At 72.8% G+C, this 16,299-nt stretch carries 13 protein-coding genes and 1 pseudogene; 10 read left to right on the plus strand and 4 right to left on the minus strand.

Annotated elements, in window-relative coordinates:
• Window positions 1–4: 4 nt before the first annotated feature.
• Complete coding sequence (locus tag FHG89_RS08315; protein ID WP_139583779.1) at window positions 5–811, minus strand: SigB/SigF/SigG family RNA polymerase sigma factor; 807 nt, start codon at window positions 809–811, stop codon at window positions 5–7.
• A 246-nt stretch (window positions 812–1,057) separates the two neighbouring features.
• Window positions 1,058–1,240 (minus strand): hypothetical protein, encoded by a 183-nt coding sequence (locus tag FHG89_RS08320; protein ID WP_139583780.1) that lies wholly within the window; start codon window positions 1,238–1,240, stop codon window positions 1,058–1,060.
• A 331-nt stretch (window positions 1,241–1,571) separates the two neighbouring features.
• Between FHG89_RS08320 and FHG89_RS08325 the strand changes: the two genes are divergently transcribed.
• On the plus strand, window positions 1,572–3,452 hold the full coding sequence (locus FHG89_RS08325; protein ID WP_139583781.1) for a sigma-70 family RNA polymerase sigma factor: 1,881 nt from the start codon (window positions 1,572–1,574) through the stop codon (window positions 3,450–3,452).
• Between the two features lie 72 nt (window positions 3,453–3,524).
• On the opposite strand, the gene FHG89_RS08330 is transcribed toward FHG89_RS08325, so the two are convergent.
• Window positions 3,525–4,085, minus strand: a complete 561-nt coding sequence (locus tag FHG89_RS08330; protein WP_139583782.1) for a GNAT family N-acetyltransferase — start codon at window positions 4,083–4,085, stop codon at window positions 3,525–3,527.
• Window positions 4,086–4,222: 137 nt separating this feature from the next.
• Between FHG89_RS08330 and FHG89_RS08335 the strand changes: the two genes are divergently transcribed.
• Genes FHG89_RS08335 through FHG89_RS08370 form a run of 8 tightly spaced genes read left to right on the plus strand, consistent with a single transcriptional unit; the run spans window position 4,223 to window position 13,676 of the window.
• Complete coding sequence (locus FHG89_RS08335) at window positions 4,223–4,933, plus strand: siderophore-interacting protein (RefSeq protein ID WP_139583783.1); 711 nt, start codon at window positions 4,223–4,225, stop codon at window positions 4,931–4,933.
• The gene (locus FHG89_RS08340; RefSeq protein ID WP_139583784.1) at window positions 4,930–6,189 is read left to right on the plus strand and encodes an MFS transporter; all 1,260 of its coding nucleotides are present in this window, start codon (window positions 4,930–4,932) and stop codon (window positions 6,187–6,189) included. Before FHG89_RS08335 ends, FHG89_RS08340 begins: the two co-directional genes overlap by 4 nt.
• Window positions 6,186–7,685: an MFS transporter gene (locus tag FHG89_RS08345; protein ID WP_139583785.1), complete on the plus strand. Its 1,500-nt coding sequence runs from the start codon at window positions 6,186–6,188 to the stop codon at window positions 7,683–7,685. Before FHG89_RS08340 ends, FHG89_RS08345 begins: the two co-directional genes overlap by 4 nt.
• Before the next feature lie 18 nt (window positions 7,686–7,703).
• Window positions 7,704–8,873, plus strand: coding sequence for an ATP-grasp domain-containing protein (locus FHG89_RS08350; protein ID WP_139583786.1), 1,170 nt, complete (start codon window positions 7,704–7,706; stop codon window positions 8,871–8,873).
• The gene (locus tag FHG89_RS08355; protein WP_139583787.1) at window positions 8,870–10,495 is read left to right on the plus strand and encodes an IucA/IucC family protein; all 1,626 of its coding nucleotides are present in this window, start codon (window positions 8,870–8,872) and stop codon (window positions 10,493–10,495) included. The genes FHG89_RS08350 and FHG89_RS08355 overlap by 4 nt, the downstream gene beginning before the upstream one ends.
• On the plus strand, window positions 10,492–12,090 hold the full coding sequence (locus FHG89_RS08360) for an IucA/IucC family protein (protein ID WP_139583788.1): 1,599 nt from the start codon (window positions 10,492–10,494) through the stop codon (window positions 12,088–12,090). Before FHG89_RS08355 ends, FHG89_RS08360 begins: the two co-directional genes overlap by 4 nt.
• Complete coding sequence (locus FHG89_RS08365; protein ID WP_139583789.1) at window positions 12,087–13,277, plus strand: alanine racemase; 1,191 nt, start codon at window positions 12,087–12,089, stop codon at window positions 13,275–13,277. The genes FHG89_RS08360 and FHG89_RS08365 overlap by 4 nt, the downstream gene beginning before the upstream one ends.
• A gap of 33 nt (window positions 13,278–13,310) precedes the next feature.
• The gene (locus FHG89_RS08370; protein WP_341874250.1) at window positions 13,311–13,676 is read left to right on the plus strand and encodes an STAS domain-containing protein; all 366 of its coding nucleotides are present in this window, start codon (window positions 13,311–13,313) and stop codon (window positions 13,674–13,676) included.
• On the opposite strand, the pseudogene FHG89_RS08375 reads toward FHG89_RS08370, so the two are convergent.
• Window positions 13,677–14,908 (minus strand): annotated as a pseudogene (locus FHG89_RS08375) (PP2C family protein-serine/threonine phosphatase).
• Window positions 14,909–15,382: 474 nt separating this feature from the next.
• On the opposite strand from FHG89_RS08375, the gene FHG89_RS08380 reads away from it, so the two are divergent.
• The coding region (locus FHG89_RS08380) for a CE1 family esterase (RefSeq protein ID WP_139583791.1) at window positions 15,383–16,299 on the plus strand (917 nt) is incomplete at its 3' end.

The raw sequence follows: 16,299 nt of genomic DNA on the forward strand, positions 1-16,299 counted from the left end.
GTCCCTAGAAGGCGCTGTCGTCGGAGAGGTGGTGTCGCAGTGCCGCCAACGATCGGGTGATCAGCCGGGAGACGTGCATCTGCGAGACGCCGATCCGGTCGGCGATCTGGGCCTGGGTCAGGTTGCCGTGGAAGCGCAGGCTCAGGATCTCGCGCTCGCGCTCCGGCAGCGACGCGAGGGCGGGGCCCAGGGCGACGCGGATCTCGACGATGTCGAACTCGTGGTCGTCGCCGCCGAGGGTGTCGCCGAGTTCCCGGCTGCCGTCGGCGCCCATCGGGGTGGACAGCGACGTGGCCCGGTAGGCGCGCGCCCCCTCCAACCCCTCCAGGACGGTCTCCTCGGACACGTCGAGGTAGGACGCGATGTCCGCCACCGTGGGCAGGCGGCCGAGGGTGTGGGTGAGGGTGCTGTTGGCCGCGCTGATCGAGATGCGCAGCTCCTGGAGGCGGCGGGGCACCCGCACGGCCCAGGTGCGGTCCCGGAAGTACCGCTTGATCTCGCCGATGATGGTGGGGATGGCGTACCCGCTGAAGTCGACGCCCCGGCTGGGGTCGAAGTGGTCCACGGCCTTGATGAGCCCGACCGCGGCGGTCTGGATCAGGTCGTCGTCGGGTGCGCCGCGTCCGGCGTAGCGGCGTGCCAGGTGCCGGGCGAGCGGCAGCCACGCCTCGATGGTGCGGTCCCGCAGTGCCGGGCGGCGTGGGTCGTCGCTCGGGGTCGCCGCCAGCACGGCCAGGAGGTCGTCCGGACTCTGGCTGGTGCTTCGCTGGCCGACGCGTGTGCTGATCGCCGGTGTGAAGGTGGTGGACATCAGGTGGGACCTCCCGCGCGTGCCCGTCGATCGGGTCGACCGGAAGATCTCCGAACCGGCTGCCGCCGGGGCGCACGTAACGGGCGTGGTGCGCTGTCGTCAGGCCACGAGCACGGGCCTCACCACCGCGTCATGTCGTTCACTTGATGAACGGGACACTACCCGAAAGAGTGATTGATGGCCAGCCGAAAGTACGATGTCGCGCTGGTGGAGTGGCCCGCGTGTAATGGGCGGGAGTCCGTCGGGTCAGTTGCGGTGATCCGGGTCGTCCACGGTGCCGGTCGGCCGGGCCGGCGTCACCGCGAACGGATGACGGAGGCGTCGCATGGCCTCCTCGCTGCCGTCGACGGTCACCGCTGACCCGTCGGTCCCGTCGCCGTTCGACGTGGCGAGAAACAACGCGGGCCGATCGTGGTCATTCGAAGTCATGCAGGGTTCCTGTCTTCCGCGAAGGGAGTGTGTGTCCGGGTCTCGGCGACTCGCCGCACGACCTGGTGACGAGCCGGTGTGCACCCGGCGCCCGATCAGGGTGTCTCGTTCACGGGCGAGCGCCCGGCGACACCGACACACCGCACCATACCCGGCGTCGGCACCGTCATGCGTCGCCGGAGGAACCTGACGGCCGCCCCGGGTCGCATCCGACCCACGGCCTACCCGGAGAATTTTCGTAATCCGGTCGGCCCTCGCGCGTCTCCGATCAGGGGGCGGTCAGCACGCACCACGCCCACCCTCGACGATGAGCGCAGAAGGAGTGAGACCCATGTCGTCAGCCGGTCGGGGACTACCCGACGTCGGGTCGGTCGTCGCCGCCCGCCAGGGCGACCAGCGCGCGCTCAACGACGTCGTAGCAGCCTCGCTCCCGCTGGTCTACAACATCGTCGGGCGTGCGCTGCGCGGCCACGCCGACGTCGACGACGTGGTCCAGGAGACGTTGGTACGGGTGATCCGGCACCTGCCCGGGCTCAACGACCCGGCCGCGTTCCGGTCCTGGCTGGTGGCGATCACCATCCGCCAGGTGCGCGACTGGGAGCAGCGCCGACGTGTCGCGCTCAGCCGCGACGCCGGGCTGGACGCGATCCACAACGTGCCCGACCCGGGTTCCGACTTCGCGGCGATGACGATCCTCCGGCTCGGTCTCACCGACCAGCGGCGTGAGGTCGCCGAGGCGACCCGCTGGCTCGACCCGGACGATCAGGTGCTGCTCTCGCTCTGGTGGCTGGAGGAGACCGGCGCGCTCGACCGGACCGAGGTCGCCGAGGCGCTCGGGCTCTCCCCGGGGCACGTCGCGGTGCGGGTGCACCGGATGAAGGACCAGATCCAGACGGCCCGTGCCGTCGTCCGTGCGCTACGGGTGCGCCCCGGCTGCCCGGACCTGCGTACCGTGACCGACGAGTGGGACGGCGTCCCCAATCCACTGTGGCGCAAACGGTTGGCCCGGCACGTCCGGGACTGCGCGTTCTGCGGACGGCTGGGGACGACCCTCCTGCCGATCGACCGGCTTCTCGCCGGCCTGCCGATGCTGCCGCTGCCGGCCGGCCTGGGCGCGCACCTGCCGGGTGCCGCCCCGGACGCGTCGCCGGTCGTCGCGTACCAGCCCTCGGACCCGGCGACCGGGGGTGCCGCCGGAACGACCCCGGCCGGTGCGGTGCCCACCGACGGCGACGGCGGGAACGCGCTTGTCAACCTCGCGCTGAACCGGCCCCGTGGCCTGCTCCCGGCGCTCGCCGTCGGGGCCGCCGCCGTCGTCCTCGCCATCACCACGCTGGTGGTCCGGCCGGATGATCCGCCCGCGCCCTCGTGGGCCGCTCCGCCGTCCGCGGCACCCACCGCCGTCGCCACCCCGAGCGCCACGCCCACGCCGAGCGTGCGGCCGTCGTCACGGGCACCGGTCGCGCCCGCGGTCAGCTCGGCGCGCAAGGGCGTCGGGGTGTGGGCCTTCGACGGGGTCAGCCGGGCGCTGGCCGGTTCGAAGGCCGGCTGGTACTACACCTGGGGCACCGAGCATCAGGGCATCACCACCCCGCCGGGCGTGACCTTCGTGCCGATGATCCGGGGCGCGGAGAACGTCACCCCGCCCGAGTTGGCCCGGGCCCGGGCGGCCGGGCCGTACCTGCTCACGTTCAACGAGCCGGACCTGCCCGAACAGTCCAACCTGACCGTCGAGCAGGCACTGGACCTGTGGCCGCGGTTGATGGCCACGGGCAGCAAGCTGGGCAGCCCGGCGGTCGCCTGGGGCGGTGACGATCCGCAGGGCTGGCTGGGTCGTTTCATGTCCGGCGCGGAGGCCCGTGGGCATCGGGTCGACTTCGTCACCCTGCACTGGTTCGGCGCCGACTTCACCACCAGCACCGCCGTCGACCAGCTCCGGCGGTATCTCCAGGACGTGTACCAGCGGTACCGCAAGCCGATCTGGCTGACCGAGTTCGCGCTGATCCGCTTCGGCGGTGGCGGCCAGCAGTTCCCTAGCCAGGAGCAGCAGGCCGCCTTCCTCACGGCGGCCACCACCATGTTGGGTCAACTCCCGTACGTGCAGCGCTACGCCTGGTTCGGTCTGCCCGCCACCGACAAGGACCGGTCCGGGCTGTTCCGGAGTGGAGCCGACGTGACCATGGTCGGGCGCGCCTTCCAGGCGGCACGGTGACCGTGCCCTGGCGGGTCGCCGGCGCCGTCGCGGCTCTGACGTGACCGGCAACCGCTGACCGGCGGCCGGCGGTCAGACCGGCGTGGGGTGGTCCGCCTCGAATCGGGCCCGCGTGAGGAACGCCAGCTGGGCACGCTTGTCCGGCATGTCGATCTCCGAGTCGAGGGTGAAGCCCTCGATCTCCAGTCGGCGGAGCGCGAGGTGGTTGCGGATGTCGGGCTCGACGACGATCCGCTGGGCGGCCGGGTCGCGGAACAGGAAGCGGGCGAGGGCGGGACCGACGGCGGTGGTGAGGCCTCGGGCGAGCTGCCGGTCGGGGCTGAGCAGCAGGTGCATGCCGACGTCGCCGGGCTGGACGCGGTAGCGCTCGCCGACCGGGTCCGCCTCGGGCTGGTACGTCTGGAACAGGCCGACCGGCTCGTCGTCCAGGGTGATCAGGTACGCGTGGTGCGTCGGCAGGCTGTCGACGAAGGCGTAGATCTCACGGACCTCGTCCTGGGTGTGCGATCCCATGCCCCAGAAGGAGTTGCGGGGTTGGGTGACCCAGCGGTGCAGGAGCGCGGAGTGCCGGTCGGGATCCACGGCCAGCAACGACAGCTCGCCGAGGCCGTCGAGCTTCTCCAGGTACGTCATCGGGGCGCTGTCCTTTGCTTCGGGGTGGCGGTGCGGGGCCCGCGACGGGGCGTAACGAGAGGGGTTCGCTTGTTCCGCCGAGCGCCCAACTTAGGTTACCCTCCCCTAACGAAGGCTGACCTTACCTGGAGGGGTACGTGAAACGGAACTGGGAGGCCCTGGTCCTCAAGGCCATGGGAGGCCGGGACTTTCGGTTGACCGTGCTGGGCACCGAGTCGGTCGAAGGGCACTACCAGCGGCTGCTCCTGGACGGCGGCGGCCTGCTGCAGGCGTGCGGCGTCCACCCCACCATGTGGATCCGGCTGTGGTTCGACAACGACGGCCGGGCACACCAGCGCGCGTACACTCTGGTCGACCCCGACCCGGCGACCGGCCGGTTCAGTCTCGAATTCGCCATCCACGACGGCTGCGCCGCCCGCTGGGCCACCACCGCGCAGGTCGGCGACACCATCGGCGCGACCGTCCAGGGCAGCGCGTTCGAGGTGCCCGACCCCGCGCCCGAGCACCTCTACCTCGTCGGCGACGCGGCGTCGTTGCCCGCCGTGAACAGCCTCCTCGACGCCGGCGCCGACATCCCGGCGACGGTCTGGCTGGAGTACGCCCACGAGGGCGAGAAGGCGCTCGCCGCACGAGCCCGAGCACACCACGACATCACCTGGGTGCCCCGGCGGGACGCCGGTCAGCACCTCGTCGACACGGTCTGCGCGGCCCTGCCGGCCAGCGACACCGGCCACTACTGGGTGGCCTGCGAGGCGGCCAGCACCCGCGGCATCACCCGACACATCCGGCGGACGCTCGGCGTCGACAAGGACCGGCTGACATCCCTCGGCTACTGGAAGGCGGCATGAGGGGCCGGCTCGGCACCCTGACCGCGCTGTACGTCACCCAGTACCTCGGCATCGGGTTCATCACCATCGGATTGACCGCCATCCTGCGCGACGGCGGCACCTCACTGGACACCCTGGCGTTGCTCCAGGTCGTCGGCCTGATCTGGCCCATCAAGTTCCTCTGGGCGCCGATCCTCGACAGGTACGGCTCCCGGCACCGAGGTCACTACCGGTCCTGGCTGCTCGTCCTCCAGGGCGCCCTGGTCCTCGCGCTGCTGGCGCTGCTGCCGTTCTCCCGTCCGGCCGACGCGCTCGGCCCGGTCATCGCCATCTGCGCCGCGTACGTCTTCTTCTCCGCCACCCAGGACATCGCTGTGGACGCGGTCGCCGTTCGACTGCTCAGCGAGTCGACTCGGGGGGCCGGCAACGGGATCCAGGTGGCCGCGAGCTACCTCGGCAACCTGCTCGGCGGCGGGGCGTGCGTCCTGGTCTACGACCGGTTCGGCTGGGCGTCGGCGATCGGGCTGCTGGCCGCGCTGACGGCGGTCGGCCTGCTGGTGGTGTGGCGGTTCCGGGAACCGGCCCGTACCGACCGGGTCGCCCGGGTCGGTACGGCGTACCGGGCTCTGCTGTCGGTGTTCGGCCAGCCGGGCTGCCGCTGGTGGACCTTCGGCGTGGTGCCGCTGGTCTACGTCGGTGCCGGCATGGCGTACGCGCTGGTCACCCCGGCGTTGGTCGACGCCGGTTGGTCGTTGGGCCGGATCGGCGTGGTCACCGGCGTGGTGATCAGCGCGCCGGCCATCGTGGCCGGTCTCGTGGCGGGGCTGGGTATCGGGCGGTTCGGGCGGGGCGCGGTGCTGGTGGTGGGCGGCGCGGCTCTCGCGGTGTCGACGCTGCTGCTGTTGCCGCTGATGAACGGCCGCGCGCCGCTGGGCGGTACGGTCGCCGCGCTCTGCTGTTTCATGGTCGCGTACACCGTCGCCAACGTCGTGCTCTACACGGTCAACATGGACTACTCCCGGCCGGGCACCGGCGGCACCGACTTCACCGTCCTGTCCTCGTTCGGGCTCATCTGCTCGTTCGTGGCCGCGTCCGTCGCGCTGGCCGCCGCGGAGCGGATCGGCTACCCCTCGGTCGCGGTCGCCGCCATCGTCCTGGTGGCCGCCGGGGTGGTCCTCGGCCTCGCCCACCAGCGGCGCTTCCCCCGCGCCGTCGGCCCCGTCGACGGGCCGGCCACCGCCCGCCCGTCGGCCGACGGTGTGCGGGCAGCCGCGTGACCACGGTTCAACCGGCGACCGCCGCCACGGCACCGACACGGCTCCCGCGCCGCTGGCTGATCCTGGCCGTGTTGTGCGTCGCCCAACTCGTCGTGGTGCTGGACAACACCATCCTGACCGTGGCGGTGCCGGTGCTCACGACCGAGTTGAACGCCACCACCGCCGACGTGCAGTGGATGATCAACGCGTACGCGTTGGTGCTGTCCGGGCTGCTGCTCACCGCCGGAAGCGCCGCCGACCGGTACGGGCGTCGCCGGATGCTGCTCACCGGGCTCGTCCTGTTCGGCGTCGGCTCGCTGGCCGCCGCGTTGGCCGGCGCCAGCGGTCAGTTGATCGCCGCCCGGGCCGGGATGGGCGTCGGTGGCGCGCTGCTGGTCACCTCGACGCTCGCGGTGGCCATGCAGGTCTTCGACGGCCCCGAGCGGTCGAGGGCGATCGGCATCTGGGCGGCCACCAGCGCGTTCGGCTTCGCCGTGGGGCCACCGATCGGCGGCACGATCCTCGCGCACCTGCCATGGGGTGCCATCTTCGCGATGAACGTCCCCATCGTGGTGGTCTGCCTGCTCGTCGGCCGGGCGCTGATACCGGAGTCCCGTGACCCGGTCGGCGGGCGCCTCGACGTGCTCGGCGCGGTGCTCTCCACCGCCGGCCTGACCGCCGTCGTCTGGGCGATCATCTCCGGGCCCGAGCGGGGGTGGGCGTCCGTCGGGGTGCTCGGCGCGGCCGTGGTGGGCGTACTCCTGCTCGGGTTCTTCGTCAGCTGGGAGCGGCGGACCGCGCACCCGATGCTGGACATGCACTTCTTCCAGGACCGGCGCTTCGTCGGTGCGGTCTCCGGGGTCGTCCTGATCACGTTCGGTGCCACCGGCGCGCTGTTCCTGCTCACCCAGCACCTCCAGTTCGTCCGCGGCTACCCGGCCTGGGAGGCAGGGTTGCGGATGGCGCCCTTCGCCCTGTCCATCGTGCTGCTCAACGTCAGTGGTGTCGCCGCGACGGCGATCCGCCGCCTCGGCCTGGCGGCGGCCATCGCGGTGGGCATGACGCTGCTGGCGGCGGGTCTCGCGGTGGTCACGGTCGTCCCGTCCGACGGCTACGGGGTGCTGCTGGGCGGGCTGCTCGTCATGGGCGTCGGGTGCGCCCTGGCGAATCCGGCGATCGTCGAGGCGGTGATGAGCGCGATCCCGGCGGAGAAGGCGGGCGCCGGCGCGGGTGTCGACGGCACCATGACCGAGGTCGGCAGCAGTCTCGGCATCGCGGTGCTGGGCGCCGTGCTGAACGCCCGGTTCGCCGCGCTGTTGCCGGCTGCCCTGGCCGGGGCCGGTTCGTTCCCGGCGGCCCTCGCCGCCTCGCGGGCGGGGCCGGAGCGGGAGTCCGTCACGGCCGCGTTCGCCTCGGCGCTGGAGACCGGGCAGTTGGTGGGCGCCGGAGCGGTCCTGCTCGGGGGGTTGGTGGCCGCCGGATTGTTGTACCGGGCAGATCGACCCATATCCGTCTAATAAGGGTAGGCTGCCCTAATGCGGCTGTACATCACCGCGCTGAACCCCACCGACGCCGTCCTGGACGGGTTCCTCCCGGCGGCGGCGTCGCTCGGGCTGCCGGTCACCGTCCTGACCGACCAGCCGGAGAGGTGGCCGCCCACGGTGACGGTGGAGCGATGCGCCGTCCGGGAGGCGGCGGCGGTGGTCGCGGCGACGGCGGCGGACCGTCCGGCGGCGCTGCTGTCCAACAGCGACCACCTCCAGGAGGCCACCGCGACCGCCGCGCGCAAGCTGGGCCTGCCCGGCAAGGACCCGGAGGCCGCCCGGCTCTGCAAGGACAAGGCCGAGGCCCGCCGGGTGATCGCGGCCGCCGGGCTCGATCGGGTACGCGCGGTCGCCCTCGACCCGGGTGCGCCCCCCACCGTCCCGGGCGGGATGTTCCCCGCAGTGGTGAAGCCCCGCACCGGGGTGGCCAGTGAGGACGCCTATCTGGTGGCCGACGACCGGGAGCTGGCCACCCGGGTCGCCGAGATCCGCGGCCGACGGCCGGACGTGGCGCTCGTGGTCGAGGAGTACCTGACCGGGGAGTTGCGGACCTACGACACCCTCGGCGACGGCACGGCGCTGGCCGGCACCGGCGGGTGGCGTACCCGACTCGGGCCGCCGCCGACCTTCACCGAGGAGAGCCTGGACTGGTCGCCCCCGGCCGAGCAGATCGAGACGCAGTTGCGGGCCCGGCTCGACGCGCTCGGTGTCGGATTCGGCGCCTGCCACACCGAGTACGTCGTCTCCGACGGCCGGGTCCGCCTGATCGAGGTGAACTACCGCCTCATCGGTGACCGGATGGACCTGATCCTCGCCGAGCTGCTCGGCGTGCCGCTGTTCGAGTACGTCATCCGGCTGCACCTCGGCGAGCCGCTGACCGCCCTCGACCTGCCGGCCGCTGTCGACCGGCACGCGCGGGTCGAGTACGTCTGCGCGCACTCCTCCGGACGGCTCGTCGCCGCTCCCGGCGCGCTCGACCTGGTCGACGGCGACGTCCGGCTGGGCTGCCGGCCGCTGCGCGAGGTGGGTCGGGTCGCCGAGCACACCGGGACGAACCGTGACTATCTCGCCGTCCTGCACGCGATCGGCCCGGACGAGGACAGCGTCCGGGCCTCCCTGGCCACCTTCCGTGACGGTCTTCAGTGGACGATTGCCGAGTGAGCGACGACTGCGAGCGGGAGGTGTTCGCCCGGGTGCTCGACGCCCTGCTGCGCGAGGACCACCTCGGTCTGCTCAGCCGTGGACGACCGGACGGACCGCACTGGTGGCAGGTGCCGCACCGCGCCGGGCTGCTGCGCATCCCCGTCCGTGCGGACGGTTTCCAGCAGACCCTGCGCAGCGCCGCCGCGGCGGTGTACATCGTCGACGAGGCGGGCCCTCGCCGTACCGACACCGTGGACGGGCTGCTGGCGCTGCTCGCCCCGCACGGCGACACCGATGCCGAGGCCGGCTGGCGTGCCTTCGGCGCCGAGTGTCGTGCCGACCTGCGCGCCCGTCGACTCGCCGCCGACGCCCGGCCACGGGTCCTGGCCGCGGTGACCGCCGAGCGCGCCACGACCTCCACCGGCATGCCGGCGGCGCTCCTGGACGACGTGCTCGCCGCCCACCACGGCCACCCGGTCTACCCCACCGACCGCTGCCGGCACGGCCTCGGCGACGACGACCTGCTCCGGTACGCCCCGGAGCACGCCCCGCGCTTCCCGCTGCGCTGGTACGCGGCCCCGGCCGGGCAGGTGCGAACCGCCGGCGCGCTCCCGTCGTGGTGGCCGCCCGCGCCGGGTCCGGACCAGGTGCTGATGCCGGCACATCCGCTGACCACGACACGTGACCCGCTGCCCGTGGTCGAGGTGCCGGAGATCTCCGTACGGCCCACCCTGTCGATGCGGACGGTGGCGCTCGACCACGACCCGTACCTGCACCTGAAGCTGCCGCTGCCCACCGCGAGCCTCGGCGCCCGGAACCGGCGGACGCTGCACCCGGGCTCACTCGCCGACGGCGCGGCCGTCGCCGGGCTGCTCGATCGGATCGCCGCCGCGGAACCGGCGTTCGCCGGCCGGATCCGGCACGCCGACGAGAGCACCCACGCGCACGTCGACGGCGACGAGCGGCGGAGTTTCCTGCTGCGGCGGTTCCCCCGCGATCTCGCCGCCGCCCAGGTGGTGCCGGTCGCGGCCCTCGTCGCACCCGATCCGGTCGCCGGCACCGTCCTCGAACGCGTCAGCGCCGGACGTCCCCTGGCCCTGCTGGAGTCCTATCTGGACCTGCTGCTCGACTGGCACGTCCTGCTCTGGCTCCGGCACGGCGTGGCCCTCGAAGCGCATCCACAGAACATCCACCTGCTGGTGCACCCGGACGGCACTGTCGGCCTGCTCTACAAGGACAACGACGGCGCCCGGCTCGACGCCCGGCACCGCGGCCCGGGCGGGCCGGCGCTGGCCGACGACCGGATGTGGGTCCGCGATCCGCAGGAGCTGGCCGACGTGTTCATCACCATCACCCTGCACCTCGCCGCGGCGGCGCCACTGCTCGCCCTGGCCGCCCAGGGCCTGCCCGTACCCTCACCGGCCGAGGCGCTGACGCCCCGGCTGGCCGCCGCCCGCGACCGCTGGGGCGAGGGGCCGCAGGTGCGGTCCTTCACCGAACGGGTCCTGCGGGCCGCCCGGCTGCCGGTCAAGGGGATGCTCACCGCCGGCACCCTGCTGCCCAAGCAGCGGTTGGGCTGCACCGACATCAACAAGTACTACCTGCGCACCGGCCCGAACTACCTGCGGGAGACACCATGACGACCGCCCGGTTGCGCTCCCGGCCGGGTGCCGACACCCGCCAACTCGCCGATCTGGCCGCCGCCCACGCCGTCTACGGCTGCCTGGTCCGGGAGATCGGCCTCCCCGCCGGCGACACGAGCATTCTCGACAGCGCCGCGCATCTGCTGCTGCGGCACCTCGACGTCCCGCTGCGCTGCGCCGTCACGCGAGCCTCGCCGCTCGGCGCCCACCGATACCTCGGCCCGGTGCAGCGGCTGACCGACGGCGGCCGGTGGGATGACCTCGACGCGGACACGCTGGCCGGCCTGGTCGCGGCGGAACTGGCCGCGCGTACCGGCCTGGCCAACGACGAGTTCGTCGACCAGGTCCGGGCCAGCCGGGACACCGTGGCCCGCCTGCTGGCCGAACGACCGGCGAAGGATCCCACTCCCACCGGCGACGCCGCCGTCGACGCGTACGTCGACTCCGAACAGTCGCTGGTCTTCGGCCACCCGCACCACCCCGCGCCGAAGTGGCGCAGCGGCGCCCCGGACGGCTGGCGGGGGTACGCCCCGGAGTTGCGCACCGCGTTCCGGCTGCGCTGGCTCGCCGTACCGGACGATCTCGTGGCGGGCGACGGGCCGTTCGATCCGCTGCTCGCGGCCCTGTTACCGCCGCGGGCCCCGGCCGGGCACCGGGTGCTGCCGGTGCACCCCTGGCAGCTGTCGCTGATCCCGCCGACGCACCCCCGGCTGCGTGACCTGGGGGAGGGCGGCGTGCCGGTACGGCCGACGGCCAGCGTCCGTACCGTCTACGCCCCCGACGCCGACCTGTTCGTCAAGACCAGCCTGCACGTGCGGATCACCAACTGCCTGCGCAAGAACGCCAGGTACGAACTCACCGGCGCGGTGGCCCTGACCGACCTGCTGGCCCGGGTGCCGATGCCGGCCGGGGTCGGGCTGCTCGCCGAACCCGCCTACCGCACGGTCGACGTCCCCGGGATGGACGAGGCGTACGGGACGATCCTGCGCACCGGCCTGCGCCCGCACCTGCGGCCGGGGGACGTCCCGGTCCTCGCGGCGGCGCTGGCCGCCGCGCCGCTGGCGGTCCCGGATCCGGTCGCCTGGTGGCGGGCGTACGTCGATCTGCTGGTCCCGGCGGTGCTGCGTTTCTGGATCGACCACGGCGTGGTGCACGAGGCGCACCTGCAGAACGTCGTCGTGGTGCTCGACCGGGAGCGTCGGCCGGTCCGGATGCTGCTGCGCGACCTGGAGGGCGTCAAACTGGACACCGCCCGCTGGGCCACCTGGCCGGACGGCGTCCCCCCGCAGGTCGGGTACGACACGTCGGCGGCCCACCGCCGGGTGGTGTACTGCCTGTTCGTCAACCACCTGGCCGGTGTGTGCGGGGCGCTGGCCGACGCGCGGCCCGGGATCGAACCGCGGCTGTGGCGGGAGCTGCGCGCGGTCGTCGCGGCGGTGGCCGCCAACCTCGACGATCCGCCCGAGCTGCGGGCGTTGCTGAACGGGGAGCCGCTGGTGGCCAAGGCGAACCTGCTGGTCCGGTGGCGGCGCGACGCCGACCGTGTCGCGCCGTTCGTGCCGGTGCCGAACCCGCTGGGCGGGCCACGGTGACCCGGCCGGTCTACGTGCACGACCTCGACGCGCTGGCCGCGCACGCCCGGTCCGTGCGGGACGCCCTGCCCCGACCGGTCGAGCTGCTGTACGCGGTCAAGGCCAACCCCGATCCGGGTGTGCTTCGCACCCTCGCCGGAGTCGTCGACGGGTTCGAGGCCGCCAGTCGCGGCGAGCTGCGCCGACTCGCCGAGGTGCTGCCCGACCACCGACCGGCCGCGTACGCCGGGCCCGGCAAGACCGACGCGGACCTGGCCGCCGCCCTCGACGCCGGGGTGCGCCGGATCCACGTCGAGTCACCTACCGAACTGCGTCGGCTCGGCGCGATGGCCACCGCCACGGGCCGGACCGCCCAGGTGCTGCTGCGCGTCAACCTGCCGGTCGACGCCCCGGGCGCGAGTCTGGTCATGGGTGGCGGGCCCAGCCCGTTCGGCATGGACCCGGCCGACGCGGTCGACTGTGCCCGCCGTCCACCCGCCGGCGTCGAGGTACGCGGTGTCCACGCCCACCTGGCCAGCGGGCTGGACGCCCCACTCGCCGGCGCGGTCGCCGCCGCCGTGGTCCGCTGGGCGGTCACCGAGGTCGACGCCGCCGAGGTCGACGTCGGCGGAGGCATGGCCGTCGACTACGCCGACCCGGAGGCACGCTTCGACTGGGCCGGCTACGGCCGGGCGCTGGCGGAGATCGCCGACACGTACCCGCGCGTGCGGCTGCGCATCGAGCCGGGCCGGTCGGTGACGGTCTACTGCGGGTCGTACCTCACCGAGGTCATCGACGTGAAGCGCTCCTACGGGGAGTGGTTCGTGGTGGTGGCCGGCGGCACCCACCATCTGCGTACGCCGGCGGCCAAGGGCCACGCGCAGCCGTTCCGGGTGCACCGGCGCCGGGGTGCCGACGGTCCGCGCACCGACGGCGGTCCGTTCACCGTGGTGGGGCAGCTCTGCACCCCGAAGGACGTGCTGTCCCGCTCGGCCACCGCCGGGCCGGTCGCCGTGGGTGACGTGCTGGCGTTCGCGATGGCCGGCGCGTACGCCTGGAACATCAGCCACCGAGACTTCCTGCTGCACGAGCCGCCGCTGTTCCGCACCGGTGCCCCACACGACGTGGCGAGCGCCTGGGCGGCCGGGGCGCTACCGTCGGCGGCCGGCGGAAACGGGTCGGAGGGGGTTCGTCCGTCAGCCGAATAGGGTAAGTGGGGTTGCCGGCGTTGGGGGGTTGTGGTGGATCTGGAGTTGTCGGTCCGGCCGGGCCGCGGCTGCACCGTGCTTGAGGTGCACGGCGAGTTGGACATGGCGACGGCCCCACAGTTGCGTGACGCTCTGCAACGGCTGATCGAGGCTGGTGACCGCCACGTGGTGGTGGACCTGGCCGACGTGGGGTTCATGGACTCCAGCGCGCTGGGCGCGCTGGTGGTGATGTTCAAGGCGTTTCGTGAGGTGAGTGGTCGGCTGAGTCTCGCCGCGGTGCAGCCCGCCGTGCGGACCGTCCTGACTGTCACATCGGTGGATCGGGTGATGCGTGTCCATGAGGACGTGCGGGCGGCCGAGGCCGATGTGCCGGTCGCGGACGACACGACGGTCCGGTAGTCAGTCGGGCAGTGCGCTGCTGGCGCGTGCCTGGTCGGCGCCACCGCTGGTCCGTCGATTTCCGTCGTGCCCGTCGTGCCAGTCGAGGACGAACAGGGTGGCGTCGTCGGCCAGGGTGGGTCCGCTGATTTCGAGCACGGCGTCGGCCAACGCCCGGACAGCCTCGCGCGGATGCAGATCGGCGATCGACCGCAACATCGCCGGCAGGTCCAGGCTGGCGGCGTTGCGTTCGCGTACCCCGTCGGTGATCACCACGAGGCGGTCGCCGGATCGCAGCGTGATCTCGCCGGCGTGGCAGTCGGCCTCGGCGAACATGCCCAGCGGGAAGCCGGCGGGGAGCGACAGTGTCCGGTGTCTCCGTCGCGGATGAGCATCGGCGGCACGTGCCCCGCGTTGACCAGCGCACACACCCCGGTGCGCAGGTCGAGCCGGCCGAGGACGGCGGTGAGGTAACTGCCGGGAACACTGGCGTTCTGTGCCAGGTCGGCGTTCGCTGTATCGGCCTGCTCCGCCAGCCCGGCCCCACGACGACGGCTGTTGCGCAGGCTGCCCACGCCCAGCGTGGCCGTCAGCGCGCTGGCCACCCCGTGGCCCATCGCGTCGGTGACGCTGAAGTGCAGCACGTCGCGGCCGAGGCTGTAGTCGAACGTGTCCCCGCCGATGTTGGCGGCCGGTTCGAGCCAGCCGGAGAGGGTGAACGCACTGCCCTCGCAGGTGAACGAACCGGGCAGCAGGCGGCGCTGAATCTCCCCGGACAGGGTGAACGGGGTCGTACGCTGCCCCCACTCGAAGAGGTCGGTGTGCCGTCGGTTGGCGATCACCACGAACGCCAGCATGTGTGCGGTACGGCCGATCTCCTTGAGCGTCGACGCGGTGGGCTCGTCCGGCAGGCTCATCTCGAGCAGGCCGATCGCCTCGCCACGGTCGGTGACGGGCGCCAACACCGTCCAGCCGTCCGGCCGCGGGGCGACCTGCACCGTCTGAGTGCGCAGCGCCTGCTCGGCGAGGCCGCCGTCGAACGGCACCACAGTGGCGACCTCGTCACCGGCCCGGCGTCCCTCGCCGGCTCCACCGAGCGGTACGTGGGCCAACCGGACCAGCGCCCGGCCGCTGAGGTCCGCGATCAGGAAAGCGACGGTACGTGCGCCGAGCGCCGTACCGAGTTCCCGGGTGACCGCCTCAACCGCCTCGACTGGCGATGCGTTCTCCGCCGCTTCCAGGACATCCGCCATGATCCGCCTTCGACTGCTCGTCACTGTTGGAGCCTACGAGACCCGGACGATCATCGCCGGGCACGAGGATCACCGCCCCTGCGGCCCGCGCCGTGTTAACGCGAACTGCCTCTGCCGGGCTGCTACGGCCCCTCCTGCTCAGCGGGCCCGGATCGGCTTGTTATCGATAACCTGCTATGTTTGCCCGGGGAGCGAAGGGCACGCTCCCGGTCACCTGAGCCAGCCGGCGAGGACGCGTCGAGGGACGCCGACCCTCCACCGCCTACCGGTCGGTGACCAGTCCGGGCCACTCCGTCGATGTCGGCGACCCCTGTTGGTCGCCGGACGACGTCGCTTCGGCCGCGTGCCCAGCTTCCGACGCCCGCCGCAGGCAGCAGTCCTCGGCGTGACACGGCATCTGGGCCCAGTGGCCGCAGGCGACAGGCATCGCACCCCACCACCGGCACCTGACGCCCAATCGCAAGGAGTCACGCAATGCCGAAACGAAGGCACCTCCTCACATCCATCGCGGCCGCGGCGGTCCTGCTCGCGGCCACCGCCGGCGGCGCGCTGAACGGCGGCCTCCGCGAAGCGGTGGCGGCGACGAACGGCACCCTCGCGGCGACCGCCGGCTGCGGGAAGGCCCCCACGCTGACCAGCGGCACGCGCACGATCCAGAGCAGCGGACAGAGCCGTACCTACAACCTGCGGATTCCGGACGGGTACGACCGCAACCGCCAGTACCGCCTGGTCTTCGCCTTCCACTGGTTGAACGGCTCGGCCAACAACGTCACCTCGGCGGGCTACTACGGGCTCCAGCCGCTGTCGAACAACAGCACGATCTTCGTCGCGCCGCAGGGTCTCAACGCCGGCTGGGCCAACACGAACGGTCGGGACCTGACCCTCTTCGACGACATCTCCCGGCAGGTCGAGAACGACCTCTGCGTGGACACGACCCAGCGTTTCGCACTGGGCTGGAGCTACGGCGGAGCCATGAGCTACGCGGTGGCCTGCGCCCGGCCCGACGTCATCCGCGCGGTCACCGTCCTGTCCGGCGCCAACCTCAGCGGATGCAACGGCGGTACGCAGCCCGTGGCCTACTTCGGCATCCACGGCATCTACGACAGCGTGCTCAACATCTCCCAGGGCCGGCAGCTGCGCGACACGTTCGTCCGGAACAACGGCTGCACCGCGCAGAGCCCGCGCGAGCCGAGCCGGGGCAGCCTCACCCACATCACCACGACCTACTCGGGATGTCGGGCCGGTTACCCGGTGCAGTGGGCGGCGTTCGACGGCGACCACACGCCCAGCCCGGTCGACGGGTCCGGCAGCCCCAACGACTCCCGGACGTGGACCTCGGGGGAGATCTGGAGGTTCTTCAGCCAGTTCCAGTCGACGACGCCTCCGACCAC

The organism is Micromonospora orduensis (assembly GCF_006228125.1).
Classification (GTDB): Bacteria; Actinomycetota; Actinomycetes; order Mycobacteriales; family Micromonosporaceae; genus Micromonospora; species Micromonospora orduensis.